The organism is Cognatishimia sp. MH4019 (assembly GCF_020177595.1).
GTDB lineage: Bacteria > Pseudomonadota > Alphaproteobacteria > Rhodobacterales > Rhodobacteraceae > JAHTBL01.
In genome coordinates this window covers 1-26,854 of sequence record NZ_JAHTBL010000007.1, presented here as the reverse complement: position 1 = coordinate 26,854, position 26,854 = coordinate 1, and the positions used below count along the sequence as shown (strand labels likewise).

The following is a 26,854-nucleotide window of genomic DNA, read 5'->3' as shown; positions in this document are numbered from 1 at the left end:
GTGACGCCCGACTGTCGGAAATGGAAACCCCGCGAGCCTGCGCAAGCAGTGCCAGCAAGGGAGAATTGAAATGCTTAGGAAAAAGACCAACGGGGTTGCGCGACGCTCCCAGCGGACAAGTATCCTGTCACAAGCCGCTGAGACATCAGTGGATCGCCGCACATTCCTGCGCGGATCGGGTCTGGCCATTGGTGGCCTTGCCGCGATCAGTGCAACGGGCGGCACGGTGACACAAGCCTCGGCAGCAGGTGCTGTCAACGGGGCGGTGGATTTGGTGAAATCGGTTTGTACACACTGCTCGGTCGGTTGCACCGTCATTGCAGAAGTGTCCAACGGTGTCTGGACAGGGCAAGAGCCCGGCTGGGACAGCCCCTTTAACCTTGGTGCACACTGCGCCAAAGGGGCCTCGGTCCGTGAGCACGCCCATGGCGAGCGCCGTCTGAAATATCCGATGAAGAAAGAGGGCGGTGAGTGGAAGCGCATCTCGTGGGAGCAGGCCATTGACGAGGTCGGCGATCAGATGATGCAGATCCGCGAAGAAAGCGGCCCTGACAGTGTCTATTGGCTGGGATCTGCCAAGCACAATAACGAGCAGGCGTATCTGTTCCGTAAGTTTGCCGCCTATTGGGGCACAAACAACGTGGATCACCAGGCACGTATCTGCCACTCGACCACCGTTGCGGGTGTTGCGAATACATGGGGCTACGGCGCCATGACCAACAGCTACAACGATATCCATAACTCCAAGGCGATCTTCATCATCGGCGGCAACCCGGCTGAGGCACACCCGGTGTCGCTGCTGCACCTGCTGAAGGCGAAAGAGCAGAACAACGCGCCCGTCATCGTGTGCGACCCGCGCTTTACGCGCACGGCCGCCCATGCGGATGAATATGTGCGTCTGCGTCCAGGCTCGGACGTCGCTTTGGTCTGGGGTATTCTCTACCACCTGTTCGAGAACGGTTGGGAAGACAAAGAGTTCATCCGCACCCGTGTCTGGGGCATGGACCAGATCAAGGAAGAGGTCGCCAAGTGGACCCCTGAAGAGGTTGAGCGCGTCACGGATGTGCCTGGTTCTCAGCTGAAGCGCGTGGCCCGGACCTTGGCGAACAACCGCCCCGGCACCGTGATCTGGTGCATGGGTGGAACGCAGCACACCACGGGTAACAACAACACCCGTGCCTACTGCATCCTGCAACTGGCTCTTGGCAACATGGGCGCAGAAGGCGGCGGCACCAACATCTTCCGCGGCCATGACAACGTGCAAGGCGCTACGGACCTTGGTGTTCTGTCCCACACCCTGCCCGGCTATTATGGCCTGTCCGCAGGCGCATGGGCGCACTGGTCGCGTGTCTGGAACGAAGACCTTGATTGGCTGAAAGGCCAGTTCGAGACAGTCAAAGCCGCTGACGGCAAAGACAAGAACCTGATGAACCTCACCGGTATTCCGGTGTCGCGTTGGATTGATGGTATCCTTGAAGACAAGGAAAACATGGATCAGCCGAACAACGTTCGCGCGATGGTTCTGTGGGGTCACGCTCCGAATTCGCAAACGCGGATGAAAGAGATGAAGACCGCGATGGAAAAGCTGGACATGCTGGTCGTGATCGACCCGTTCCCGACTGTGTCGGCTGTCCTGCATGACCGTGAAGACGGTGTGTATCTGTTGCCCGCAGCGACACAGTTCGAGACGCGTGGCTCTGTCACGGCCTCGAACCGGTCGATCCAGTGGCGCGACAAGATCATGGACCCGCTCTTTGAGTCCAAGCCCGATCACGTCATCATCGCCAAGCTGGCCAACAAGTTTGGCTTTGGGGATCGTCTCTTCCGCAATATCGAGATGGAAGATGCCGAAACACCCAACATCGAAAGCGTCACCCGCGAATTCAACGCGGGCATGTGGACGGTGGGTTACACCGGTCAGTCGCCTGAGCGGATCAAGCTGCATATGGCCAACCAGCACACGTTCGACAGAACGACGCTGCAAGCCATCGGTGGCCCTGCTGACGGGGATTACTACGGGATGCCGTGGCCGTGCTGGGGCACTGCCGAGATGAAGCACCCGGGCACGCCGAACCTCTATGATATGTCGAAGCCTGTGTCTGAGGGTGGTCTCACCTTCCGTGCGCGTTTCGGTGTTGAGCGGGACGGTGACAACCTTCTGGCCGAAGGCGTCTACAGCAAGAACTCGGACATTCAGGACGGATATCCTGAATTTACCTACCAGATGCTGAAAGATCTGGGCTGGCACACCGAACTGACTGATCAGGAAAAGGCCGCCATCGCGCGCGCTGCGGGGATCCCCGAATTCCAGAAAGGTCAGGACGAAGTTGGCGAGGCGGGCATGTCGCCCTTCCCGTCCGACTTCGACGACAAGGTGGCCAAGGTAAACTGGAAGACTGACCTGTCGGGCGGTATTCAGCGGGTTGCGATTGCGCATGAATGTGCGCCTTTCGGCAACGCGAAAGCCCGTGCGGTTGTGTGGACCTTCCCCGATCCGGTGCCTGTGCACCGCGAGCCGCTTTATTCAAACCGCCGCGATCTGGTGGCAGACTATCCGACCTACGAGGACCGGAAATTCTATCGTCTGCCGACCATGTATGCGTCGATCCAGAAGAACGATTTCAGCAAGGATTATCCGATCGTGCTGACCTCGGGACGTCTGGTCGAATATGAAGGTGGCGGGGATGAAACCCGCTCCAACCCGTGGCTTGCTGAGCTTCAGCAGGACATGTTCGTCGAGATCAACCCGCGTGATGCGAATGATCTGGGCGTGCGGGATGGTGCACAAGTGTGGGTCGAAGGCCCCGAAGGCGGCAAGGTCAAGGTTATGGCCATGGTCACCGAACGGGTCGGCGCAGGGGTTGCGTTTATGCCCTTCCACTTTGGCGGCCACTTCGAGGGCGAGGACCAGCGGAGCAAGTATCCCGATGGTGCAGACCCGTATGTGTTGGGCGAGAGCACGAACACTGCTCAGACCTATGGCTACGACTCAGTGACCCAGATGCAGGAGACGAAAGCCACTCTCTGCAAAATCTGGTCAGCTTAAGGAGACTTGAAACATGGCAAGAGCTAAGTTTCTCTGCGACGCCGAACGCTGCATTGAGTGTAATGCCTGCGTGACGGCCTGTAAGAACGAGCACGAGGTGCCCTGGGGCATCAATCGTCGCCGTGTCGTGACCATCAATGATGGCTCGCCCGGCGAACGCTCGATCTCGGTGGCGTGTATGCACTGTTCAGACGCGCCCTGCATGGCCGTCTGCCCGGTGGATTGCTTCTACCAGAACGAAGAAGGCGTGGTTCTGCACAGCAAAGACCTGTGCATCGGCTGCGGCTACTGCTTCTACGCGTGCCCGTTTGGCGCGCCGCAGTATCCGCAGGCTGGCAACTTCGGTTCCCGCGGCAAGATGGACAAATGTACCTTCTGCGCCGGTGGCCCTGAAGAGAACCACTCGGAAGCTGAATTCAGCAAATACGGTCGCAACCGTATCGCTGAAGGCAAGCTGCCGATCTGCGCCGAGATGTGCTCCACCAAGGCGCTGCTGGCAGGTGACGGGGACGTTGTGTCCGGCATCTACCGCGAGCGTGTTGTCGCCCGTGGCTTCGGCTCGGGCGCGTGGGGCTGGGGCACAGCCTACGACCAGAAAGACGGCTAACGTCTTCTGACATAACAAGAAATGAGGGGCGGCCTATGATGGGCCGCCCTTCCGACCTTCCCCCAACAGGATCAGGTATAAAACCATGCTTCGCAATTTTATCGCCCTACTGCTGACGATAACTCTTGCCTCTGTCGCGCCCGCTCAGGACGCCGCGACAACGACTGATACGCCCGTTGATGATACACGCGCCGCTACGGGTGGCGCCCCGACACTGGCCGATATCATGGCCCGCCAGAACGGTGAGCGCGTTCCCAACGCGACCCGCGAATTGCTGACAGGCGATCCGCTGAATGCGGCCAATGTGGCCAACCAGCTGGGCACGCTTGGTGGCGCGTCCGACAGCGAAGTTTACCGCGCGCTGCGTTTCGGCACGGCGGATGTGACCGTGTCTACGCAACAACCCGCCGCAGGTGTCCTGATCCAGGATCGCGGCATGGCATGGCTACAGTTTCGCGAAGGCCCCCTGCTGACATGGGGCGGCTATGGCATGCTGGGCATGCTGGGTCTGCTGGTTCTATTCTATCTGATCCGCGGCCGCATCCGCATTGATGGCGAGAAAACCGGCAACAAAATCCTGCGCTTCACCAATGTCGAGCGCTTTGGCCATTGGCTGTTTGCAGGCTCTTTTATCCTGCTGGGCATCACCGGCCTGATCTCGCTTTTCGGGCGGGTCGCGCTGATCCCGCTCTTCGGCAAGGAGAGCTTTGCCTGGCTCGCGATGGTCAGCAAATGGGTCCACAACAATGTGGCTTGGGCCTTCATGCTTGGCCTGATCATGATCACCGTGATGTGGATCGTGCATAACATTCCGAACCGTCACGACCTGAAATGGCTGGCGGTGGGGGGCGGTCTGTTCTCCAAAGATGTCCACCCGCCGGCACGCAAATTCAACGCGGGGCAAAAGATGATCTTCTGGTCCTGCGTTGTGCTGGGTGTGTCGATCTCGGCCTCGGGTCTGTCGCTGCTCTTCCCGTTTGAGCTGCCGATGTTTGCCAAGACCTTCGAGATCCTGAACGATACCGGCATCCCTGCCCTTCTGGGTCTGGGCACCCTGCCCGAGGTGATGGCCCCGCATGAAGAAATGCAGTTCGCACAAGCGTGGCATTCCATTGTGGCGTTTGTCTTCATGATCATCATCATCGCCCATATCTATCTGGGCTCGGTGGGCATGGAAGGCGCATATGATGCAATGGGCACCGGCGAGGTCGAAGAGCAGTGGGCGCGCGAGCACCACGGCCTTTGGGTCGAGGAAATGGAGGAAAAGGGCAAGATCCCCCCGAAATCAGGTGCAGCGACGCCGGCAGAATGATGTGCCTGCTGGCACGGGCTGAATAATGCGGCTTCTTGCTTTCGCATTGGCCTGTCTGCCGTCTTTCGGGATGGCGGACGGGTTCTTTACCCTCAAGGGCCATGGCGGCCCTGTCATGGGGGTCGCGGTCTCGCCCACGGGCCAGATCGCGACAGCCAGTTTTGACAACACGGTCGGGCTTTGGGATGGCACGACGCCTGTCTGGCTGGAGGGCCATGAGGCGGCTGTGAAAGCCGTGCGCTTCGTGGACGACACGCGGTTGGTTTCCGCAGGCGACGATTTCCGCGTGTTGCTGTGGGACGACGGCGTGGCCCGCGAGCTGGGCGCGCATCAGGGCAAAGTGATGGCGCTGGCGGTGTCTGGCACGCGCGTGGCCTCGGCCAGTTGGGACGGGACGATCGGGTTGTGGTCGCTCGGCGGGGCCGATCCGATCTTTCTGGAAGGTCACACCGCAGGCGTGAACGATGTGGCGTTCAGCGCCGACGGCACCCTGCTCTATTCCGCTTCGACGGATGGCACGCTGAGGGTCTGGGACGTGGCGACAGGAGAGGCGAAACGCCTGCTGCTGCGCCATGGCTTCGGGATCAACCAGTTGGTTCTGAACGAGGCTGAGGGCTGGCTGGCTTATGGCGCGGTCGATGGGGTCACCCGGGTGCTGGATCTGGCCACTGACGCGCAAGTAGCGGACTTCACGCTGGACCGTCGCCCAGTGCTGGCCATGGCCGCGAACCCGGAGATGAGCCGTATTGCCGTGGGCGACGGCGAGGGCTTCATCATGGTGATTGATAGCGTCGAATGGCGCATCGCCCGCGATTACCGCGCGACCGCTCAAGGCCCTGTCTGGGCGCTTAGCTTTTCAGCCGATGGCGCGAACATCCATGCAGGCGGACTGGATGACGCGATGTATAGCTGGCCGCTGGAGACGCTGACCGAGCATGGCCAAATGACAACTGAGACGCGGGAGTTCCTGAAAGACCCCGACGAGATGAGCAATGGCGAGCGCCAATTCGCCCGCAAATGCTCCATCTGCCACACGCTGACGCCCGGAAGCGCGCGGCGCGCGGGGCCGACGCTCTACAAGGTATTCGGGCGGCCTGCGGGCACGGTCGCCGATTACAGCTATTCAGACACGCTGACCGGATCAGACATCATCTGGGACGAGGACAGCATTAACGCCCTTTTCGATCTCGGCCCCGATCACTATATACCGGGCAGCAAGATGCCCATGCAGCGCATCACAGCCGAACAGGATCGAAAAGACCTGATTACATATCTCCGCGGAGCCACCGCGGGTGGGGAGGACCGACCATGAAAACCATGTTGCTTGCCTTTGTCGCGATGGGTGTGATTTCCGTCGGTGCGTATTTCGTGCTGGGTGAGCTGGGCTTCACGGCCGAGCAGGCCAACACGACGCCGACCAGCGGAAATGTCCGGCTCGATTGATTTTTGAGTATTTGAACAAAGATGAAAGCCAGGGTTGGTCTTCATCTTTGCCCAAATACTCGAAATCCACAGTGGCCTAGAGCGCCATCTGTGCCTTGCCGAGCTCTGTCAGATCATCAAGCGTGGCGCGCCCTTTGAAATCCACTTCATAGTCTTCAGCCGCGAAATCGGGAGCCGAGCGGCCTTCAAGGAACTTCGCCGCCTGTTTGCGCGCATAGGCTTCGTTTTTGGGGCATTTCGGGGACGCGCCAATATAGATCACGTTGGCGTAGTCGGACCCGTTATGTTCGTTCGCGACGGCGTGGATGACGTCGGGATGCCACCAGACCGTATCGCCTGCGTGAACGGTCGGGATGCTGACAAGCCCCTTGAGGATATCGCTGTGCCATTGCTTGGTGGCCCCCAGCGCGCGGCCGGGTTTGGCGCCACAAAGATCGTCGTCGTCGACGTCATCCTGCAAGGCGCGCAGCAGGAAGTAGGCGACAGAATTGGCGATGGGCAGAAGCGACAGCGTGCCGTCCTCTGGCCCTTGGCTGGTCAGACCGGTCCAGCCCTGGAACGTGCGAAACATGGAGCAGACAGCGGGCGATTCATACTCGCGCGTTTGGGTGCGGAAGGTGGCTTTCCACGGGTCATAATCGCGCCAGTTCCCTTCAAAGATGGGGGCATAGATTTTCTGATAGGCCGGGTCGACCCAGCGCTCGTAGCTGCCTGAATCCATATGCGGGGACAGGCCAAGGGTGGTATCGCCAGGCTCACGGCGGCGGGTGCGATCGGCATAGGCATAGTCTTGATCGGGGTCGAACTCGTCGCCCATCGGTCCGCTGACATCGTAGAGCCGGTTCAGGAAACGCTTGGTGAGGGCCATGCTTTCGGCCTGGCGCGCCTCGACCTGTGGCTTGGACCAATAAAGCCCGTAGATTTGCGGCGCGCCGTCTTTGAGATCGGCGAAATATGTGTCCATCCCGGCCTTTTCCTTGGCGCGGGTCAGGTAGTCATTCGCTTCGATATACTCACCGATTTGGCGGTTCCACGCCTCGGCTTGGTCGCGGGGGAAAACGCCGCGCACGATGGCGCAGCCGCGATGTTTGAGAGTGGCGATCTGGTCGTCGGTGACCGCGCCGCTTTCGATGTCGGCGTATTGGATTTCGGGGATCACGCTGCCGCCCTTGTCCTGGGTCTCGCGGATGATGGCGACCTCTTTGGCCATGGCTTCTGCTACGTCCTCAAACGCCGCTTTGACGTCCGTCAGGCCCTTCAGATGCGCTTTGGTCGCGCGGATGTAGTCCTTGAGTTCTTCGTCCATTTTTCGGTCCTCCCTGCCCTCACCTTGGAAAGCGTTGCATTCGGCGTCAAGAGCGCGATGATACCGCTAACGAAATGATGCGAGGGAGGATGCGCCATGGCCGTCAAAGCAGGGATCGTTGGATATGGGTTGGCGGGTCGGGTGTTTCACGCGCCGCTTTTACCGGCGGCGGGGATTGAGTTGCATGGCGTCGCGTCCTCGAAACCCGAGGCGGTGAAGGTGGATCATCCGGAGGCTGTGGTCTATGCGACGCCGGAGGACATGTTCGCGGATGCGGCGATTGATCTGGCGATCGTGGCATCACCCACGCCGACGCATACGCCGTTGGCGATCAAGGCGTTAGAGGCCGGCAAGCATGTGATCGTGGACAAGCCGTTTGCGGCGACGGTGGCGGATGCGGATGCGATGATTGCGGCGGCGGAGAAGGCTGGGCGCATTTTGACGTGCTTTCAGAACCGGCGCTGGGACGGGGATTTTCTGACCTTGCAGAAGTTGCGGGATGAAGGGGCATTGGGAAATATCCAATGTTTTCAATCGCATTTCGAGTTTTACAAGGGTGAGACGCAGGATCGCTGGCAGGAGAGGGCGGCGCCGGGGGTGGGCGTGCAGTATGATCTGGGGGCGCATCAAGTGGACCAAGCCTTGGTGCTTTTCGGGCGTCCGAAATGGGTTGAGGGCGAGGTAATTATCCAACGAAATCAAGGGGAAGTGGCGGATACGTTCTTCTTGCGGATGGGGTATGAGGGGGCGTTGCGGGTGCATGTGTATTGCAGCTATGTGAGCCCGGATTTCCGGACGAAATACGTCGTGCAAGGGGATCAGGGGGCGTATCGCAAGTACCATATGGACATTCAGGAGCCGCAACTGCGCGAGGGGATGACGCCGCTGGATGCAGGCTTCGGCGTGGAGCCAAAAGAGCGGTTCGGGACGTTGAGCCGCGTCCGAAATGGTAAGGTTATCAATGAGATATACCCTACGGAGCCGGGGACGCAGCATGAGATTTATGTGCGTCTTCGGAAGGCGATTGAGGAGGGAGGGGCGCCGCCGGTGCTGCCCGCCGAGGCCCGCATGACGATTGAAGTGATCGAGGCGGGGGTAAAGGCCGGGGAGACGGGTCAGCGCGTAATTTTGTAGGGGTGGCGTGTGCAGATCGTGTACGTATACTGTACATACAGCGTACATATCTTGTGCATACAGGTTGGGGATCGGCGAATTGTTCAGCCATTTTGCTGACGGAGGTACGCCGCCTGTACCGCCGTCCGAGGTCCGCATGACGATTGCAGGGGTCGAGGTGGGAGTGAAGGCTGGGGAACGGGTGGTGTTGTAGGGAAACGCGTGAATGCATAGGCAATGAATTTTGTGCGGCTTTCATCCACTTAACAGCTCGGTAAAGAAACCTACGATAGTATCCTCTGACACCATACGCTAACTAAACTCAAAGAAACCAGATGTAGTGCCTTTTAAGCAGTCCCCCACAAGTCTATGATCTGAGAGAAAGGGTTCTCGATGCAGTCGAATCTCACATCTGTCGAACTTTGCGCAGGCGCCGGAGGACAAGCTCTCGGGATGGAGCGCGCAGGGTTTAACCACGAGGCGCTGGTAGAAGTTGATCAGCATTGCCGAAACACCCTGTTACTCAACCGTCCTTCTTGGAACGTGCTGAACGATGAGCAGGCTGACTTAACTAAATTTGATGGACGACCATTTCGCGGCGTTGATGTGCTTGCCGGAGGTCTACCCTGTCCACCTTTCTCTGTAGCAGGAAAGCAACTTGGCCACGCAGATGAGCGAAACCTTTTTCCAGAAGCCATGCGCTTGGTCGATGAGATTAGACCGCAGGCGGTGATGATAGAGAACGTGCGGGGTTTCCTTGACGCAGTATTTGCTGACTACAGGCAACAGCTAAAACGCCAACTTGATAGACTAGGTTATCAAACCGACTGGCACCTTTTCAATGCGTCAGATTTTGGGGTCCCACAGTTGCGCCCTCGTGTGGTGATCGTCGCAATCCGTAAGGATTTATCCGAAAATTTTTCTTGGCCAGTTTCGTCCGGTGTATCACCTCGAACTGTTGGTGAAACACTATACGACCTAATGGCGGAAGATGGCTGGAAAGGCGCTGCACAATGGAGCAAACAAGCTGACGAAATTGCACCGACCGTTGTTGGAGGTTCAAAAAAACACGGGGGTCCTGACTTGGGACCAACTCGGGCGAAACGGGCGTGGGCGACGCTTGGCGTTGACGGGAAGGGTATTGCGAACGAAGCCCCAGCGTATGACTTTGTTGGGATGCCGCGTTTGACCGTACGTATGGTAGCAAGACTTCAGGGTTTTACAGATGATTGGCAGTTTTCTGGAAAGAAAACCCCAGCCTACCGTCAAGTCGGGAATGCCTTCCCGCCTCCGGTAGCTGAAGCTGTCGCTCTGAAAATCAGGGAAGCTATTTCCCTGCGGAAGTCTATTCAGGTCGTGGCCTGATGGTCGAGGCATGGCTCACCAAGGCGAGGCGCGAGTTTCATGCAACTCTTCTTGAAGGAATACTTACCAGAAGCACTTTAGGTGTACCCAGCAATGCTGATAAGGCGTCAAAGCCAAGTCGTGAAATAGCAAATTGCATCGTTGATCAACTTGGTCCGGCAATAACAGCGGCAAAACTACCGGGTCAAACCGCTGGCGCAGACTTCGAAAGCGTATGTGCGAGCTTTGTCCGTGTTTGCTTTGAACGAATGCATCATTTACGCCCCGGGAGTTTCACCGTAAACAAGGGTGGTGGTATCGCGCTGTTCGACCAATATGCGCATCTGGATGATCTTGAAGCAATCGCTAAAGCCAATCGGGAGATCGCCACAGCGATTGGTTCGGACTACCTGATCAAACCAGATATTGTTGTGACACGCGCACCTGAATCCGATGAAGTAATCAATGCCGAAGGCCCCTTGGTCGATACGGATAGTGCAAGGCTTTCCAGTCTTCGGGGTCTAAATCAGCAACTTGAAATTCTACACGCCTCAATCAGCTGCAAATGGACATTGCGCAGTGACCGGGCGCAGAATGCCCGCTCGGAAGGCTTGAACCTAGTGCGCAACCGAAAAGGGCGATTACCTCATATCGCCGTTATAACAGGCGAACCGACGCCAGGGCGCGTGGCGTCGCTAGCACTTGGTACAGGTGATATCGATTGCGTCTATCATTTCGCGCTTTACGAATTAAGAAATGCGCTTATTGACCAGGATCGCGAAGAAACACTCGAACTGCTTGATACTATGGTTGAAGGCAAACGGCTAAGAGATATTTCGGACTTGCCACTCGACTTGGTGACTTAGAGTCATTTGCTTGTATCGCCAGAAATAGAAGAACCTTTAGATCAAACGGTCGACCTTCAAAATCTGATCCTTCGAAACTTCAGAGCCATCCCTCATAATCCGACACCAGCAGATGCACCGGGGCCTCGTCTTCCTCGACCGTCGCAAACCGCCCGATATCCATCTCGAAGATATTATCCGTCTTGTCGTCGTTGACGGTGGAGACCTCTCCGATCAGCACATCCGCGCCTTCGCCCCAGAAGGCGTGCCAGATACCCGGCATGAGAGTGACGCTTTCGCCCGGGTCGAGTTTGAGGAGGCCTCCGGCGTCTAGGGTGCGCAGCTCTCCGTCCACGGGCACGGTCACGTCGGAGGTGCGGTCGATGGAGCCGTCTTCCGCGGAGGCGAAAAGCTCGAGGACGAGTTTGCCGCCGCCGCGGTTGATGATGTCCTCGGCCTTGATGTTGTGGCGGTGCATGGGGCTGAGCTGGTCGCGGCGCGAGATCATGATCTTTTCGGCGTAGAGCATGCCTCGGTCGGCGCCCAGATCGGCGGCGTCTCCGTTGCGGGTGGTGAAGAGGAAGAGGCCCATTTCATCGAAGCGCTCTGCCCCGTAATCGGTGATGTCCCAACCCATTCCGCGGTCTTTGATGAGGCCTGCGCCGCGTTTGGCCATTTCTTCGGGGGACCAGTAGGCGAAGGGGGGCATGACATAGCCGTGGGAGCGGATGAAGGCGTCGCCCTCGCGGAGGATTTCGTTGATGCGGGAGCGTTTCATCGGATGCGGGCCGTGGTTTTGGGATCGAAGAAGACGGCTTTGGTCATGTTGAAGGCCAAGGGCGCGGTTTGGCCTGCGTGGATATCGGCGTCGGCGCGCAGGCGGGCGATGGCCTCGACCCCGCCGAGGCGGGTGACGGCGAAGGTGTCGGAGCCTGCGGGCTCAACCACCTCAATCAGGCAGTCCTGCTGGATGATGTCCGCGCCGGTACGGTCGGCGCCTTCGGGGTCGGTGAGGGCCTCGGGGCGGATGCCGAACATGACCTTGCCGCCCATATGATCGCGCAGGCCGGGGGTGTTGGCGGGCAGCGTGATGTCGCCGGCCCCTGCCCCGTCGCCTGCGATTTGGATGGCGGCTTTGCCGTTTTCTTCGCGGACCGTGGCCTCGATCAGGTTCATGGAGGGGGAGCCCATGAAATCGGCGACAAACATGTTTTCGGGGTCGTTATAGACTTCCGCGGGGGTGCCGAATTGCTGGAGGTAGCCGTCTTTGAGGACGGCGATTTTGGTGGCGAGGGTGAGGGCTTCGATCTGGTCGTGGGTGACGTAGACGATGGTGGTGCCCATGCGCTGGTGCAGGCGCTTGATCTCGGTGCGCATGTCGACGCGGAGCTTGGCGTCGAGGTTCGAGAGCGGCTCATCAAACAGGAAGACCTGCGGGTCGCGGACAAGGGCGCGGCCCATGGCGACGCGCTGGCGTTGGCCGCCGGAGAGTTGGCTGGGCTTGCGGTGCAGAAGCTCGCCGATCTGGAGCATGTCGGCGACCTTTTGGATTGCGGCCTCGCGTTCGGATTTGTCGATGCCGCGGATCTCCATCCCGAAAGAGATGTTCTGGGCGACGGTCATGTTGGGGTAGAGCGCGTAGCTTTGGAACACCATCGCGATGTCGCGCTTGGAGGGGTGCAGGCCGGAAACGGATTTGGGGCCAATCTTGATATCGCCAGAGGTGATTTCCTCTAGCCCCGCGATGGTGTTCAGAAGCGTGGACTTGCCGCAACCGGACGGGCCGACGAGAACGAGGAAACCGCCATCGTCAATCTCGATGTCGATGCCCTTGAGCACCTCGGTCGCGCCGTAGTTCTTGCGGAGGTTTTCGATGGTGAGCGAGGCCATGGTTTATCCTTTGACGGCACCGGCCATAAGGCCGCGCACGAAGTAACGCCCGGAGACGATGTAGACGATGAGGGTGGGAAGTGCTGCCAGGATCGCGCCTGCGAAATGGACGTTGTATTCTTTGACGCCGGTGGAACTGCTGACGAGGTTGTTCAGCGCGACGGTCATGGGCACGGAGTCAAAGTCCGAGAAGGACGCGCCGAAGAGGAAGTCATTCCAGACGTTGGTGAACTGCCAGATGATCGTGACAACCGCGATGGGGGCCGAGCTGGGCAGCAGGATACGCCAGAAGATCTGGAAGAACCCTGCCCCGTCGATTTGCGCCGCGCGCACCAGCTCGGTGGGAAAGGCCGCGTAGTAGTTGCGGAAAAAGAGCGTCGTGAAACCTATACCGTAGATCAGGTGGACGAGGACGAGGCCGGGGATTGTGCCTGAGATGCCAAGGAAGCCCAGCACGCGGGCCATGGGGATCAGGACGATCTGGAACGGGATGAAGCAGGAGAGAAGCAGCAGGCCGAAGACGATGCCGTGGCCCTTGAATTGCCATTTGGTAAGTACGTAGCCGTTGAGCGCGCCAAGGATCGTGGAGAGCAGAACGGCGGGGACGACCATGAGGATTGAGTTGATGAAATAGGGGCGCAGGCCGGAAGGTTCGACGCCGATCTGGGCGTAGGACCACGCGGCGCGCCAGGGTTCCAGCGTCCAGACTTTAGGGAACTCCATCATGTTGCCTGAGCGAATTTCCTCGAGCGGTTTGACCGAGTTGACCAGCATCACGTAGAGCGGCAGCAGGTAGTAGATCACGAAGAGGATCAGCACCACGTAGATGATGGCGCGGGTGATGATCGAGCCTTTGACGGCGTTGTCTTGGGAGGGGGCGCTCATTTCTGCTCCCCGCTTTTCAGCTCGGAATAGAGATACGGCACGATGATCGAGAAGATCATGATCAGCATGATGATGGCGGACGACGCGCCGATGCCCATCTGGTTGCGGGTGAAGGTGTAGGAATACATGAACGTCGCGGGCAGTTCGGTGGCCCGGCCCGGCCCGCCGCCTGTGAGCGCGATGACAAGGTCATAGGCTTTGATGGCAAGGTGGGCGAGGACCACGAAGGCGGACAGGAACACGGGGCGCATCATCGGGATGATGATCTTGCGGTAAATGCGGAAGCCCGACGCACCGTCGATCTGGGCGGCTTTGATGATCTCGTTATCGACGCCTCTGAGCCCGGCCAAGAACATCGCCATGACGAAGCCGGAGCTTTGCCAGACGGCGGCGAGGACAACGGTGTAGATCGCAAAATCGCGGTCCTTGATCCAGTTGAACTCAAAATTCTCCCAGCCCCATTGCTGCATCACGTTTTCAAGGCCGATGCCGGGGTCGAGGAACCATTTCCAAGCGGTGCCGGTGACGATGAAACTGAGGGCCATGGGATAGAGGTAGATCGGGCGGATCAGTCCTTCGGCGCGGATTTTCTGATCGAGCAGGATCGCCAGAAACAGGCCGAGGAGCGAGGAAATGAGGATATAAAGGATGCCGAAAATGGCGAGGTTCGTGAGGGCCGTGTTCCAGTGGCGCAGGGCGAACAGCTTTTGGTAGTTCTCAAGCCCGACGAACCCGTAGGAGGGCAGCATCCGGCTGTCGGTCATGGACAGGTAGCCGGTGTAAAGGATGAACCCGTAGACAAAGAGCAGCACCAGCAAGAAGCTTGGGGCAAGCACCAGTCGCGGCACCCATTCCTGGAGGCGGTCTTTCATGCCTTAACTTTCATGGGGGGTATCCTAGCAGCAGCATTGGGTGGCGAGGTTATCCCCCGCCACCCGAAAGCGATTTACATCGCGGCTTCGACAGCGTTCACCAGCTCTTGAGCTGCTTCTTCGGCTTCAAACTCGCCGTTGAAGTGGGCTGTGACGACGTCATAGACGGCGTTCTTCACAGCAGCCGGGGCCGCGTGACCGTGGGCCATGGAGCCAAAGAGGCCGCCATTGGAGCCAGCTTCCGCCAGATCCGCCATGCCTTTCTTGCCGCAATAGCCGAAGTCATCATTCGGCACATCTGTGCGTGCAGGGACAGAGCCTTTGACCACGTTGAACGCAGACTGGAAGCCCGGATCCATCACGGAGGCTGCCATCGCCTGCTGTGCGTCACCGCCTTCTTCGATGTCGAACATCACGAACTGGTCGGAGTTGAACGTGACCGACCCTTGGGTACCGGGGAAGCGGATGCAGACAAAGTCTTCTTCGGCTGTCAGACCGGCTTTGAGGAATTCACCCTTGGCCCAGTCGCCCATCATCTGCATGCCGGCTTCGCCGTTGATGACCATGGCGGAGGCAAGGTTCCAGTCGCGGCCCGAGAAGTTGTCGTCAACCATGGAGCGCAGGGTCGCCATGCGGTTGAAGACCTCAACCATCTGCTCACCGCCCAAGGCTTCGGGATCCAGATCAATCATGGAGGCTTTGTAGAAGTCGTTGCCCATGGACAGCACGACCGCATCAAAGAGCGTGGCGTCCTGCCAGGCCTGACCGCCGTGGGCGAGCGGCGTGATGCCGTTCTCTTTCATGGCTTCCATGACGGAGACCATTTCTTCCCACGTCTCGGGTGCCTTGCCGCCCGCAGCGTCCAGAGCGGATTTGTTGATCCAGACCCAGTTGGTGGAGTGGACGTTCACAGGGGCGGCAATCCAGTTGCCGTCATGCTTGGAGAATTCCTGCAACGCGGCAGGCACCACGTCGTCCCAGCCTTCGGCGGCGGCGACATCGTTGAGGTTGCCGAGCACGCCTTCGTTTGCCCAGTCTTTGATGTCAAAGCCCAGCATCTGAACGGCGGTCGGTGCGTTGCCAGCGGTCACGCGGGCGCGCAGGGCGGTCATGGCAGCTTCGCCACCGCCACCGGCGACGGGCATGTCCTGCCAGCCGACGCCTTTGCCGGACAAGTCTTCTTTGAGAACGTTCAGAGCGGCAGCTTCACCGCCCGATGTCCACCAGTGCAGCACTTCCACATCGGATGCTGTCGCGGTGGTTGCGGCTGCGGCCATGATGGCGGCAGACACAGTAAGTTTGAGTCCGCGTACGGATTTCATTGATATTCCTCCCATTAGTGCCCAGATAATTCTGTTGGCTGGCTGTGTTATCGCTAACGGCTTTTAGCGAGTCAACGGATAAGGTCCGCTGGCTGGTTGTTATTCTCACTAGGCGCTGGTGTAGTGGTCAATAGAAAATTTCGAAGGACCCGTGTGATGAGCCAGGACACAGCCACCACCCATGATGCCGAGGAAGACGCGCGGAATTCCCAATTAAAATATTGGCTTAACGGCAAGATCGTTGCGCGCGAGGACGCCGTCGTGTCGATCTATGACAGCGGATTTATGCTGGGTGACGGCATGTGGGAGGGGCTGCGGCTTTATGACGGGGTCTGGGCGTTCTTTGACGATCACATGGACCGCTTGTTTGGCAGCTGTAAGGCAGTGTCGCTGGAGATCGGGATGTCGCGGGACGAGGTTTTGCATGCGCTAAAGGCGCTGGCGCATGCCAACGGGATGCACACGGATGTGCATTGTCGGTTGATGGTGACACGTGGGGTGAAGGTGAAGCCGTTTCAGCATCCGTCGCTGTCACGATCCGGGCCGACGGTGGCGATCATCATGGAGCATTCGCGCCCTGCAGAGCGGGTGCAGGAGCGTGGCATCCGGCTGGCCACGGTGCCCCAGGTGCGCGGGCTGCCGATGTCTCAGGATGCCAAGTATAACTCGCACTCCAAACTGAACTGCGTGATCGCGTGTTTGCAGGCCGAACAAGCAGGCGCGGAGGAAGGGCTGATGCTGGACCCGCATGGGTTTGTGAACACGACCAATGCGTGCAACTTCTTTATTGTGAAGAAGGGAGAGGTTTGGACCTCGACCGGGGATTACTGCATGAACGGGGTGACGCGGCAGAAGGTCATTGATCTGTGTCGCGAGAACGGGATCCCGGTGTTTGAGCGGAATAATTCGTTGTTTGACGCCTATGCGGCGGATGAGGCGTTTTTGACCGGAACGTTCGGGGCGCAGACGCCGGTAGCGGAGATAGACGGCAAGCCGATTGGGAACGGCAGCGCGGGGCCGGTCACGCGGCGGATCAGGGCTTTGTATAAAGAGTTGATCGCGGCGCATGTGGCGGAAAGACACGCGCTGCGCTGAGACGCGCCTCATTCAGTGGCTTTTTCATGATCTGAATCGGTCAGGGCTGGCTTTTTTGTGTCTATTTGATGAAGAACCTCAAAAAAGCCATAAAATTATACGATTTTTGTCTGATTTCCTCATACATCATACAACCATGGCGCGATAAAAAAGATCGCTTACCACCTGAAGAACTACGGTGATGAGCCCTCTGCAAAGCGCCCCCTCCGCGAAAGTCGCGGGCCAGTTTGTGAACGTACCAGTGCGCTAATCGTGGCCTGTTTCCGAGTGAAGCCAAAGGGTTAGATACCCGGCTTATCGTATGATTACTCCCGTGAGAATACGCGAGACAGGCCATCCTGATCTGATGAACGTATGAAACCGAGGGTCCTAAAATGCAAAGCACCATTCTACACTTTCCATCACGCCAGACACCTGTTCGCCACGCGGCACCGCGCAATCAATCCGCCGAAGTGATCTCGCTTTCCGAGTATCGGAACCGCGCACGTAAATTGCGGACGGCGACCGGCGTTTACTTTGTTTCTCGCGTCCTGGCGTACCCCGACGGATGCACTGCGGCGTGACGATCGCCCCGCCACTCACGACCACACTCAATTTGCTCACCACTCACCTGCCAAGGAGACCAAAAAATGTCTGCAACCAACCTTGTTGATCTCGCCCGGGAACGCCGTATCCGTGCTTTGGCCACCCTCGAACATCGCGAGGATAACCTGTTCTACATCGCGGATCAAAAAATGCGCCGCCAAGAGCGCAGGGTTCGTCCGACCCCGCTTTTCGTCACTGTGCGAAAGACTGCACCGGTCATGTCTTTGGTCTACGATGTGGATCGCAAGGCCGCCTGAGACGACCACTGGGTGAGGATCTGCCGTGGGGGCAGGCAGGGGCACGGGCTGAGAAATCGGTCCGTGCTTTTCTTTATTTGACGCGAGGTATGGCTGAACGAGACGGTTTACATTCATGTAAGACTCTCTAACTTTATCCAAAGCCAGGGAGGTTGCCATGAAGCTGAAGGTCAACGGAACCGAGCATGAGGTGGATGTCGAAGAGGACATGCCACTGCTTTGGGTGCTGCGCGACGAATTGGGGATCACGGGGCCGAAATACGGCTGCGGGATTGCGCAATGTGGGGCGTGCACGGTGCATCTGGATGGCGTTGCCGCGAAATCCTGTCAGGTTTGGGCGGCGGATGCGGAAGGCGTAGAGGTGACCACGATCGAAGGGCTTGGCACGCCGGAGGCATTGCATGCGGTGCAGGCGGCTTGGGTCGAGCATCAGGTGGGGCAATGCGGCTACTGCCAGTCGGGACAGATCATGCTCGCGGCGTCTTTGCTGGCCGAAAGCCCCTCCCCCACAGACGACGAAATTGACGATGCGATGTCGGCCAATCTGTGCCGCTGCGGGACATATCCGCGTATCCGCGCGGCTGTGAAAACCGCCGCCGCCAAGCTGCAGGAGGCGTGAGCATGGGACGTTTGAAGACGATTGCGCGACGAACATTCCTGATCGGCTCGGCGGCTGTGATCGGGGGCGTCGCGTTTGGCGTCTATACCTATCGCAAGCCGGTGAAGAACCCATTGGAAGAGGGGCTGGCGCAAGGCGAGGCAGCGCTGACGCCCTATGTGAAGATCGACGCGGACGGGATCACGTTGATCACGCCGCGCGCCGAGGTGGGACAAGGCGCCTACATGGTGCAAGCCGCTTTGATCGCGGAAGAACTGGACGTGCGGCTGGATCAGATCACCGCCGATCCGGGCGTGCCATCGGCGGCGTATTATAACGGCACCGTGGCGGCGGAAGGGTTTCCGCTGGCGGCCACGGATGATCGACTGATCGCACGCACCGGGCGCGGGGCAGCAGATGTGGCGGGCAAGTTGCTGGGGCTGCAACTAACCGGTGGGTCGTCGACCGTGCCGGATGCGTTCGAGAAATTGCGCGTGGCAGGGGCTGTGGCGCGGGCGACATTGCTGCGGGCGGCGAGCGAGGAAACAGGCATTCCCGTGGACCAGCTAAGCACCAAGGACGGCGCAGTTGTGCTGCCCGATGGCGGGACGCTTGCCTATACGGCCTTGGCCACTCAGGCCGCCGGGATTGAGACTGTTCAGGATGTTGCGCTCAAGGATCCGTCTGAATGGCGCTATATCGGTAAGGACATGCAGCGGATTGATATCGTTGCGAAATCCACCGGCACGCAGGAGTACGGCATTGATCTGCAAATGGACGGAATGCTCCATGCGACAGTGAAGTGTAACCCCCGCATGGGCGGCGAAATGGTCTCGTATGACGCGACAGAGGCCGAGACCATGAGCGGTGTGAAGCGGGTCGTGCCGATCACCGGCGGGGTTGGCGTGTTAGCCGATAACACCTGGCGCGCGTTTCAGGCGGCGGAGGCTGTGACGTTCGAGTGGGGGGAGGCCCCCTACCCTTCGGATGACGCCGCCATGTGGGATCAGGTCGCGGCAAGCTTTACAGCAGACCGGCAGGACAGCCAGTTCAGGGATGACGGCGATGTGGAGGCGATGGAGGTCGCGGTCGAGGCCGAATATCGCATCCCTTATCTGGCCCATGCCCCGCTGGAGCCGATGACAGCGACGGTGCTGCTGGATGGCGGGCGGTTGGATATCTGGACCGGCACGCAAATCCCGCGCTTCATGCAGGTGAATGCGGCGAAACTTGCCGGTTTGGATGCCGCACAGGTGCATGTGCATGTGCTGGTGTCGGGCGGCAGTTTCGGACGGCGCTTGGAGGATGACTATGTTCTGCAAGCGGTTGAACTGGCGATGGCCGAACCGGGCGTCCCGATCAAGCTGACATGGTCTCGCGAGGAGGATATGAGCCACGATTTCCCAAGGCCTTTGCAGATGGCGCGGGCGCGTGGAGCGGTCTCGGGCGGTCAGGTGACGGGCTTTGATCTGGGGATCGCTGCCCCGTCTGTGGCGGCGTCTCAGCTGGGGCGTTTGGGCCAGCCTGCGATGGGACCGGACGTGGCAATCGTGGCCGGGGCCTGGGACCAGCCTTACACCATCCCCGATTACCGCGTGACAGGCTACCGAGTGCCGCCCATGGTGCCTGTCAGCTCGTGGCGGTCGGTGGGCGCGTCGGGCAACGGGTTTCTGCACGAAGGTTTCTTGGACGAGGTGATCCATGCGGCGGGGGCCGACCCGTTGGAAGAGCGCTTGCGGCTATGCTGGCACGAACCGTCGCGTCGCGTGTTGGAGGCGGTGGGCGAGATGTCGAACTGGGGCGAGGCATTGCCCGGGGGGCGCGGACGCGGCGTGGCGTTTACCTTGTCGTTCGGCGTGCCGACGGCGGAGGTCGTCGAGGTCACGGCGACGGATCGCGGCATCCGATTGGACAAGGTTTATGTGGCTTGCGAAGTGGGCCGGGTGATTGACCCGGTGAATTTCGACAATCAGGTCAAAGGCGGCGTGATCTGGGGTTTGGGTCACGCAATGATGTCGGAGCTAACCTATTCGGACGGCATGGCCGAGCAGACGAATTACGACGGCTATCCGGGGATACGGATGTATCAGACGCCCGAAATTGAAGTGCGCGCGCTGGAGACAGACGCGCTGCGCGGTATTGGTGAGCCGAGCGTGCCGCCCGCCGCCCCGGCCCTTGCGAACGCGATTTTCGCAGCAACAGGGCAGCGGATCAGGGAGCTTCCGCTGAACAAATCAGTGGATTTCGTTTAAGGCGCGGCAGTGGTCGTGATCCAGTCGGTGATGCGGTCAAGCGCGCCATGTGCAAAAGCATAGCGGCCGTCGATGGTGAAGCGGGCTTGGGCGTGCCACGGCCAGTCGGAGGTCAGGTGCCAATTATACGGGCCTGATTTCAGAAGGCCGTGGGTGGCGTTCGGAAGGATCTCGATCCGCGTGGCAGGATGTGGGGTTTGCATCGTGGCGCGGTAGATCGCGGCGTCGGTTCGGGCATCCACATTCAGATCATCAGCGCCCCATATGGCGAGCAGCGGGATGGTGAGCGTCGCCAGATCGGCGCGCGCGTCGGCATCGCGGTTGCGCTGGATAAAGGCCCAGCGATCCTCCGTCAGGTTGGTGGTGGGATCGTAGGCTGCGGTGGGGCCGAAAGTGGCCTCGTTTTCGATAGCAATACGTCCGAGGGTTTCAGTGATCTCGGCAGCGGAGCGGCCTTCGCGCGCAAGCCGGGTGGCCGTGTAGTAGGCGCCCTGATCGCGCCATGAGACCGCGGGGCCGATCAGCACGAGGAAGGCGGCCTCCGGTGCGTTGAGGCCGGGGAGCACCCAACCGGCCTGAGAAAAGCCGAGTGCTCCGACCGGGGTGTCGGCGCGGGTTGCGAGGGTGGCAAGGGCGGCGCGGGCCTCGATCTGGCGGTCCTGCATGGATTGATCAAGCCAGTTGCCAGTGGAACCGCCAACACCCGGCTTATCCCACGCGGCGACAGCGATGCCTGCGTCGAGCAGCGTGTTGATAAAAGGCGCGTAGCCACCGGCGGAGCTGCGGTCTTGCGCGCCGTCGCCATGCACAAGGATGACGGCGGCCTGGGCGGGGGTATCGGGCCGCCAGAGGGTTCCGGCGAGCTGGGTGTTGCCTGCGGTGAAGGTAAAGGGCTCTTGCTGGCGATCCGCCAGGTCGTGATCGGCCAGACGCATCAACAGCGCGATGCCAAGCAGGGTCACGCTCACGGCCAAAAGCGTCAGCGGTCTGCGCCAGTTTCGTCTCATGGGGGAAGCCTTGCCGTTGCGCCTGTCCTGCCCGGTATATGGGCATGACGCGGACCGAGGGAAAGATGCAAGCCCTTAGAACGACATGCCAATCTCGACCCCAGCCGTGGCAGTCAGGCCAAGAATTGGAAAACAACTCTTGTTAGGATTTGAGCGGTCATGAAATTTGCCTGTTGCGGGCTCTGCTTGCCCAACTTGTTGCACGCGCGCGCACACAGTTTTCCCACCAAAGGCGCATTTACGCGCTCAAAACGAGGCTTTTTCGTTCCAAACCGGGCTTTTGTCTGCAAGGTTAACGCCTGATTAACCGTTCTGGCCGAAGGGTTAATGCGGGAAGGCAGAGGTGCGCGCAGATCATGCAGACGATCTATCCGGTTTTATTATGTGGCGGCTCTGGCACGCGGTTGTGGCCGCTCTCGCGCAAGAGCTATCCCAAGCAATTCGTGCAATTGGTGGGCGACGAGAGCCTGTTCATGGCCTCGGCAAAACGCTTTTCAGGGCGCGCTGAGGGGCTGCATTTTGCGCGTCCCACAGTGCTGACCCACTCGGACTTTCGTTTCATCGTGACCGAGCAACTGGCGGAGGCCGGGATTGATCCGGGCGCGATTTTGATCGAGCCGGAAGGGAAGAATACCGCGCCTGCGATTTTGGCGGCTGCGTTGCATCTGGCCGAAAAGGATCCGTCGGCGGTGATGCTGGTGGCACCATCAGATCACGTCGTGCCGGATGTCAGCGCATTTCACAAAGCTGTCGCCAAAGGGATGGCGGCGGTTGCAGATGGGGCGCTTGTGACGTTCGGGATCACGCCGCAGCATCCAGAGACGGCCTATGGCTATCTGGAACTGGCAGAGGCGTGCGACGGATCAGGTGCCGCGATGCCTTTGACGCGGTTTGTCGAAAAGCCAGATGCGGAGGCGGCGAAGGCGATGCTGGCCGAAGGGCGGTATCTTTGGAACGCGGGTATTTTCCTCTGCGCGGTCGATGACATCATTGCGGCGTTCATGGCGCATGCGCCGGATTTGGTGGCCCCGGTGAAAGCGGCGGTCGCACAGGCCGAGGTTGATCTGGGGTTCTTGCGGTTGGCGCCCACCGCTTGGTCGGGCTTGCGCGATGTGTCGGTCGATTATGCCGTGATGGAGAAGGCGGACAATCTGGCGGTCGTGCCGTTTGACGCGCATTGGTCTGATCTGGGCGGCTGGGATGCGGTCTGGCGGGAAAGCGGTGGTGGGGTAGTGACCTCGGGACCGGCGGAGGCGATCGAGTGTTCCGAGACATTGCTGCGGGCCGAGGCCGAAGGACAGGAAGTTGTTGGGATCGGGCTGGAAAACATCATGGTTGTCGCGATGCCGGATGCGGTTCTGGTGGCCGACATGCGCCGCGCACAGGATGTGAAGCGCGCGGTTGAGGTGCTGAAAGCAAAGGGTGCTGCGCAGGCGGAACAGGCCGCGAAAGATCACCGGCCCTGGGGCTGGTTTGAGTGCCTGATGGCGGGACCGCGCTTTCAGGTGAAGCGGATTTCGGTGCATCCGGGGGCGGCACTGAGTTTGCAGAGCCATGTCCATCGCTCGGAGCATTGGATCGTGGTCGAGGGGACTGCGAAGGTGACTTTGGGCGATGAGGTGCGGCTGATTACCGAGAACGAGTCTGTCTATATCCCAGTGGGTGCCAAGCACCGTTTGGAGAACCCCGGCAAAGTGCCGATGGTGTTGATCGAAGTGCAGACGGGCGCCTATGTGGGCGAGGACGATATCGTCCGCTATGAGGATAATTATGCGCGGGGATGACCTGTCGCTGCCGCCTGTCAGTGCGCGGGCGGCGATTGTACATGACTGGCTGCCACTGATCGGCGGGGCGGAACGGGTGCTGGCCGATATGGTGCGGGTCTGTCCGAACTCGGAAATCTTCACGACATTCGATTTTCTGACCGACGCCGAACGGGCGGAGGTATCGCTGGGCGTGCCGGTGCATGCGAGCGGGTTGAACCGGTTGCCGATGGTGCAGCGGTATTATCGCAATTTGCTGATGGGCTGCACCCGCGCGGTCGAGGCTTTCGACGTCACGGGGCATGACGTGGTGCTGTCCTCCTCGGCGGCCTTCGCGAAAGGGGTGATTACCTCGCCAGAGCAGGTGCATATCGGCTATGTGCATTCCCCTGCCCGTTATGCTTGGGATTTGAGCCATGCGTATATCGGGGCGATGGGCGGGATTGCGGCTCCGCTCAAGCGTGCGATTGCGCGGCGGATGATGCACCGGTTTCGGATGTGGGATGCGCGCACGGCGGCTGGGGTGGACACGTTTGTGGCGAACTCGGCCTTTATCGCGAAGCGGATCAAGAAGGTTTACCGGCGCGAGGCGGTGGTGATCCATCCGCCGGTGGATACGTCTGCGTTTACCATGGGGGACACGCGGGAGGATGTCTATGTGACGGCCTCGCGGATGGTGCCATATAAGAGCATTCCGATGATTGTGGCCGCCTTTGCGGAACGCCCGCATCTGAAGCTGCGGGTGCTGGGCGACGGGCCGGATATGGCCGAGGTGCGTCGACTCGCGGGACCGAATGTTGAGATTTGCGGCTATGTGGACGCAGACCGGATGCGGGCCGAGATGCAACGCGCCAAGGCATTTGTTTTTGCCGCGAAAGAGGATTTCGGGATTGTTCCGGTGGAGGCGCAGGCTTGCGGCACGCCGGTGATTTGTCTGGATGCAGGCGGCACGGCGGAAACCGTGCGGCCTTTGGGTGAGAGCGCGCCGACAGGGGTCTGGTTTTCTGAACAGACGCGGGAGGCGCTGTTGGCAGCGGTGGATACGTTCGAGGCGGAGGGCCACGTAATCCGGGCCGAAGACTGCCGCGCGAACGCGCTGCAGTTCAGTGCAGAGCGGTTCCGGGAGGAATTGCGCGGGCTGATATATGAAGTGGCGGGCGTTTAGGCGCGCACCACCTCAACTGTTTTTCTGGACAGAGCTTTCACCTTCGGTAGATGTGCGTCGATCCGATCCGCCAATGTCTCGCGTGCGTCGAGATGTTTGGCGGCGGCCTCGGCGAAAGCGGTGGCTTCGAGAAGATCGGCGGGGGTGAAGGCCAGCTCGGGCAGAGAGAACAGGCCCAGAAGGCCACGGACCTTGCCTTGATAGTCGAGGATCATCGCAGGCGTGCCTGCGCCCAGCGCCGCGATGCCAAGGTGCATGCGCCCCGTGATGGCGAGGTCGGCAAGATGGCACAGGCGCTTGATATCGGTGGGGCGCACCGTCTCGGGAACAAAGTGGTAGGGGATATCCTCGGGCAGGTGGACCGCGATCTGGGCCATGAACTGCGCGTCTGAATGGGCGGGACGGTTGTCATGGGTCAGCAGCAGGATCGCAGCGCGGGTCTTGCGCGACAAAGCCGCCATGGCGGCAGCATAAGCGCGGGCGGCTGTTGCCAGGTCGATATCCGGACGTTCGGCGATCAGGCTGAGGGGGTTGGCATTGAGGATAACAACGCGACGGCCCTGATCGCGCCAGTCGGCCATCAGACGCTCGGCCCGTTGGGCGGCAGAGATGTCGCAATGGGCGGGCAGCGGCAAAAGGAAGGCGATGTCGGCGCCGCTTTCGACTGGCTTGCCGATGATCTTGGAGACACGGGCTGCAGAGAGCGGCTCGCGGCAGAAGATGTTGAAGGCGCGGCCGTGTTGAGCGAGCCATGTAACGATGCGCGGGTTCGCAGCCTCGGCAAAGCTGAAGCCGGTGATATGGGCGCGCACGCCAAGGCGGTGGGCCATATGGGCCAGGTAGAGGCGGCGGAAGCTACGGGACTCGGAATAGCGGCCATCAAGAATATCTGCGCCAAGCACCACGAAATCAGTGCAGGTGCCAAACAGCGCACCAAGGGCGCGGCAGGCTTTGGGCGATGGCACACGGGCGAAGTAGCCTTTGAGGCAAAGGTGTTCGGTTTTCAGATAGGCATAGCTGTCAGCATCGCCGGGTTCATGACTGATGAGCGTGATGCGCACATGAGGGTGCGTGCTGCGCAGGCCCTGAACGGCAGCGTGGGTCATCGCCGCGTCACCGACGCTGCCTGCGCCGGAGGTGATGAGGACAGCAATATGCGGGGCGCGGCGCTTTTTGTGCTTGGCGGCGTGGGCAAACGTGGGTGGCGCGATGGTGCGCAGCATAGCGTCGGAGGCACGCCAAGCGTGGGGTTTAAGGGCGGCTTTGAGAGGGGTCATGTCGGGTCCTTTCTGAGGAGAGCGAGGAAAGAGGGGTCGATGCCAGTGCGGCGGCGTGTGGCGCGGATGCCGAGGACACTGAGCATTGCGAGGGCAGCGATGTTGGCGCTCGCGCAGCCGATGGCTCCGAATTTTGGGATCAGGATCAGATCGAGGATCAGGTTTACCGCGAGGGCGATCCAGAGGATGCGCGCGGCTGTTTTTTCGGCGTCGCAAAGGGTGAGGAGCAGCGTGCAGGGGCCAGCAAGGAGCGTGAGACCGACAGCGATGAGGTAGAGGCGGAGAACGGGGGCGGCGGCGGTGAACTCAGGCCCGAAAAGTGTCAGAAGCTGGGGCGCGAGGAGCCAGAGCAGCGTGAAGAGCGGGAGGCCAGAGGCGTTGAAGATCAGCGTCAGGCTTCGGGTCTGGGCGATCAGTTGCGCGCGGTTTTGCTGGCCGTAAGCAGCAGCAAGTTTGGGTTTGAAATGCAGGACGGCAACCATGCGCAAGAGGCCCAACATCTCGGCCAAGCGGGCGGAGACGCGGACAAGGGCTGTGTCGGTAGGATCGGAGAGCAGGCCGGTGAGCAGGACGTCGATATGCTGGCTGGCGAGGAAGCCGAAAGTGACGAGTGCCAATGCACGGCCTGTGGCGAGGGGCGCGAGGTCGTTGGTTTTGATCGCAGCGGGGAGCGTTCGGCGGATCGTGCCGGCAGAGAGGATGAATGCGGCGATGACACTTGTCAGAGCCGCGGTCGTGTAGAGTGTCTGACGTCAGCACCAATGGGACAGTTTAGGTTGATTTGATAAGAGAGGGTTTCTGGCACATCGTAACCACCAAGGAGTGGAGATGAGACAGAAACCCGGAACACGTAAGAGCCACGGCGAGAAG

23 protein-coding genes are annotated in these 26,854 nt (G+C 60.0%); 14 read left to right on the top strand and 9 right to left on the bottom strand.

Features of this window, described 5'->3' with window-relative positions; translation table 11 throughout:
- Nucleotides 1-70 precede the first annotated feature (70 nt).
- The 5 genes from KUW67_RS12780 to KUW67_RS18390 all read left to right on the top strand — a co-directional run bounded on the left by KUW67_RS12780 (nucleotide 71) and on the right by KUW67_RS18390 (nucleotide 6,408).
- Nucleotides 71-3,046: a formate dehydrogenase subunit alpha gene (locus KUW67_RS12780; protein WP_224825710.1), complete on the top strand. Its 2,976-nt coding sequence runs from the start codon at nucleotides 71-73 to the stop codon at nucleotides 3,044-3,046.
- A gap of 13 nt (nucleotides 3,047-3,059) precedes the next feature.
- Nucleotides 3,060-3,653: a formate dehydrogenase FDH3 subunit beta gene (gene fdh3B / locus KUW67_RS12775; RefSeq protein ID WP_224825709.1), complete on the top strand. Its 594-nt coding sequence runs from the start codon at nucleotides 3,060-3,062 to the stop codon at nucleotides 3,651-3,653.
- A gap of 85 nt (nucleotides 3,654-3,738) precedes the next feature.
- Nucleotides 3,739-4,965 (top strand): formate dehydrogenase subunit gamma, encoded by a 1,227-nt coding sequence (locus KUW67_RS12770; protein ID WP_224825708.1) that lies wholly within the window; start codon nucleotides 3,739-3,741, stop codon nucleotides 4,963-4,965.
- Nucleotides 4,966-4,990: 25 nt separating this feature from the next.
- Nucleotides 4,991-6,277 carry a c-type cytochrome gene (locus tag KUW67_RS12765; protein WP_224825707.1) on the top strand — a complete coding sequence of 429 codons (1,287 nt, stop codon included), beginning with the start codon at nucleotides 4,991-4,993 and terminating at the stop codon, nucleotides 6,275-6,277.
- Nucleotides 6,274-6,408, top strand: a complete 135-nt coding sequence (locus tag KUW67_RS18390; protein WP_255596825.1) for a hypothetical protein — start codon at nucleotides 6,274-6,276, stop codon at nucleotides 6,406-6,408. Before KUW67_RS12765 ends, KUW67_RS18390 begins: the two co-directional genes overlap by 4 nt.
- Before the next feature lie 76 nt (nucleotides 6,409-6,484).
- On the opposite strand, the gene KUW67_RS12760 is transcribed toward KUW67_RS18390, so the two are convergent.
- A complete protein-coding gene (locus KUW67_RS12760; RefSeq protein ID WP_224825706.1) occupies nucleotides 6,485-7,714 on the bottom strand; it encodes a YbiU family protein in 1,230 nt (409 codons plus the stop codon).
- Between the two features lie 96 nt (nucleotides 7,715-7,810).
- Here KUW67_RS12760 and KUW67_RS12755 point away from each other — a divergent pair, with 96 nt between their 5' ends.
- From KUW67_RS12755 to KUW67_RS12745, 3 genes are all read left to right on the top strand, one after another.
- On the top strand, nucleotides 7,811-8,848 hold the full coding sequence (locus KUW67_RS12755; RefSeq protein WP_224825705.1) for a Gfo/Idh/MocA family oxidoreductase: 1,038 nt from the start codon (nucleotides 7,811-7,813) through the stop codon (nucleotides 8,846-8,848).
- Nucleotides 8,849-9,220: 372 nt separating this feature from the next.
- Nucleotides 9,221-10,192, top strand: coding sequence for a DNA cytosine methyltransferase (locus KUW67_RS12750; RefSeq protein WP_224825704.1), 972 nt, complete (start codon nucleotides 9,221-9,223; stop codon nucleotides 10,190-10,192).
- Nucleotides 10,192-11,037 carry an NgoMIV family type II restriction endonuclease gene (locus KUW67_RS12745; RefSeq protein WP_224825703.1) on the top strand — a complete coding sequence of 282 codons (846 nt, stop codon included), beginning with the start codon at nucleotides 10,192-10,194 and terminating at the stop codon, nucleotides 11,035-11,037. Before KUW67_RS12750 ends, KUW67_RS12745 begins: the two co-directional genes overlap by 1 nt.
- Nucleotides 11,038-11,116: 79 nt before the next feature.
- Here the strand turns inward: KUW67_RS12745 and KUW67_RS12740 are convergent, their stop codons facing one another.
- From KUW67_RS12740 to KUW67_RS12720, 5 genes are all read right to left on the bottom strand, one after another.
- The gene (locus KUW67_RS12740) at nucleotides 11,117-11,794 is read right to left on the bottom strand and encodes a D-lyxose/D-mannose family sugar isomerase (protein ID WP_224825702.1); all 678 of its coding nucleotides are present in this window, start codon (nucleotides 11,792-11,794) and stop codon (nucleotides 11,117-11,119) included.
- Nucleotides 11,791-12,906 carry an ABC transporter ATP-binding protein gene (locus tag KUW67_RS12735; RefSeq protein WP_224825701.1) on the bottom strand — a complete coding sequence of 372 codons (1,116 nt, stop codon included), beginning with the start codon at nucleotides 12,904-12,906 and terminating at the stop codon, nucleotides 11,791-11,793. Before KUW67_RS12735 ends, KUW67_RS12740 begins: the two co-directional genes overlap by 4 nt.
- Nucleotides 12,907-12,909: 3 nt before the next feature.
- The gene (locus KUW67_RS12730) at nucleotides 12,910-13,791 is read right to left on the bottom strand and encodes a carbohydrate ABC transporter permease (protein ID WP_224825700.1); all 882 of its coding nucleotides are present in this window, start codon (nucleotides 13,789-13,791) and stop codon (nucleotides 12,910-12,912) included.
- A complete protein-coding gene (locus tag KUW67_RS12725; RefSeq protein WP_224825699.1) occupies nucleotides 13,788-14,663 on the bottom strand; it encodes a carbohydrate ABC transporter permease in 876 nt (291 codons plus the stop codon). The genes KUW67_RS12730 and KUW67_RS12725 overlap by 4 nt, the downstream gene beginning before the upstream one ends.
- 74 nt (nucleotides 14,664-14,737) lie before the next feature.
- Nucleotides 14,738-15,985 (bottom strand): ABC transporter substrate-binding protein, encoded by a 1,248-nt coding sequence (locus tag KUW67_RS12720; RefSeq protein ID WP_224825698.1) that lies wholly within the window; start codon nucleotides 15,983-15,985, stop codon nucleotides 14,738-14,740.
- Between the two features lie 156 nt (nucleotides 15,986-16,141).
- Here KUW67_RS12720 and KUW67_RS12715 point away from each other — a divergent pair, with 156 nt between their 5' ends.
- From KUW67_RS12715 to KUW67_RS12700, 4 genes are all read left to right on the top strand, one after another.
- On the top strand, nucleotides 16,142-17,080 hold the full coding sequence (locus tag KUW67_RS12715; protein WP_224825697.1) for a D-amino acid aminotransferase: 939 nt from the start codon (nucleotides 16,142-16,144) through the stop codon (nucleotides 17,078-17,080).
- A gap of 629 nt (nucleotides 17,081-17,709) precedes the next feature.
- Entirely contained in the window at nucleotides 17,710-17,922 is a 213-nt protein-coding gene (locus KUW67_RS12710) for a hypothetical protein (protein ID WP_224825696.1), read from the top strand.
- Nucleotides 17,923-18,079: 157 nt separating this feature from the next.
- A complete protein-coding gene (locus tag KUW67_RS12705) occupies nucleotides 18,080-18,541 on the top strand; it encodes a (2Fe-2S)-binding protein (protein ID WP_224825695.1) in 462 nt (153 codons plus the stop codon).
- 2 nt (nucleotides 18,542-18,543) lie between these two features.
- Nucleotides 18,544-20,772 carry a xanthine dehydrogenase family protein molybdopterin-binding subunit gene (locus KUW67_RS12700; protein ID WP_224825694.1) on the top strand — a complete coding sequence of 743 codons (2,229 nt, stop codon included), beginning with the start codon at nucleotides 18,544-18,546 and terminating at the stop codon, nucleotides 20,770-20,772.
- On the opposite strand, the gene KUW67_RS12695 is transcribed toward KUW67_RS12700, so the two are convergent.
- Nucleotides 20,769-21,779 (bottom strand): alpha/beta hydrolase, encoded by a 1,011-nt coding sequence (locus KUW67_RS12695; RefSeq protein WP_224825693.1) that lies wholly within the window; start codon nucleotides 21,777-21,779, stop codon nucleotides 20,769-20,771. The two genes, KUW67_RS12700 and KUW67_RS12695, sit on opposite strands and share 4 nt — an antisense overlap.
- A gap of 356 nt (nucleotides 21,780-22,135) precedes the next feature.
- Between KUW67_RS12695 and KUW67_RS12690 the strand changes: the two genes are divergently transcribed.
- Nucleotides 22,136-23,563: a mannose-1-phosphate guanylyltransferase/mannose-6-phosphate isomerase gene (locus tag KUW67_RS12690; protein ID WP_224825692.1), complete on the top strand. Its 1,428-nt coding sequence runs from the start codon at nucleotides 22,136-22,138 to the stop codon at nucleotides 23,561-23,563.
- Nucleotides 23,550-24,707 carry a glycosyltransferase gene (locus KUW67_RS12685; RefSeq protein ID WP_224825691.1) on the top strand — a complete coding sequence of 386 codons (1,158 nt, stop codon included), beginning with the start codon at nucleotides 23,550-23,552 and terminating at the stop codon, nucleotides 24,705-24,707. Before KUW67_RS12690 ends, KUW67_RS12685 begins: the two co-directional genes overlap by 14 nt.
- Here the strand turns inward: KUW67_RS12685 and KUW67_RS12680 are convergent.
- Entirely contained in the window at nucleotides 24,704-25,984 is a 1,281-nt protein-coding gene (locus KUW67_RS12680; protein ID WP_224825690.1) for a polysaccharide pyruvyl transferase family protein, read from the bottom strand. The genes KUW67_RS12685 and KUW67_RS12680 overlap by 4 nt on opposite strands.
- Nucleotides 25,981-26,601 carry a lipopolysaccharide biosynthesis protein gene (locus KUW67_RS12675; RefSeq protein ID WP_224825689.1) on the bottom strand — a complete coding sequence of 207 codons (621 nt, stop codon included), beginning with the start codon at nucleotides 26,599-26,601 and terminating at the stop codon, nucleotides 25,981-25,983. The genes KUW67_RS12680 and KUW67_RS12675 overlap by 4 nt, the downstream gene beginning before the upstream one ends.
- Nucleotides 26,602-26,854: the final 253 nt, after the last annotated feature.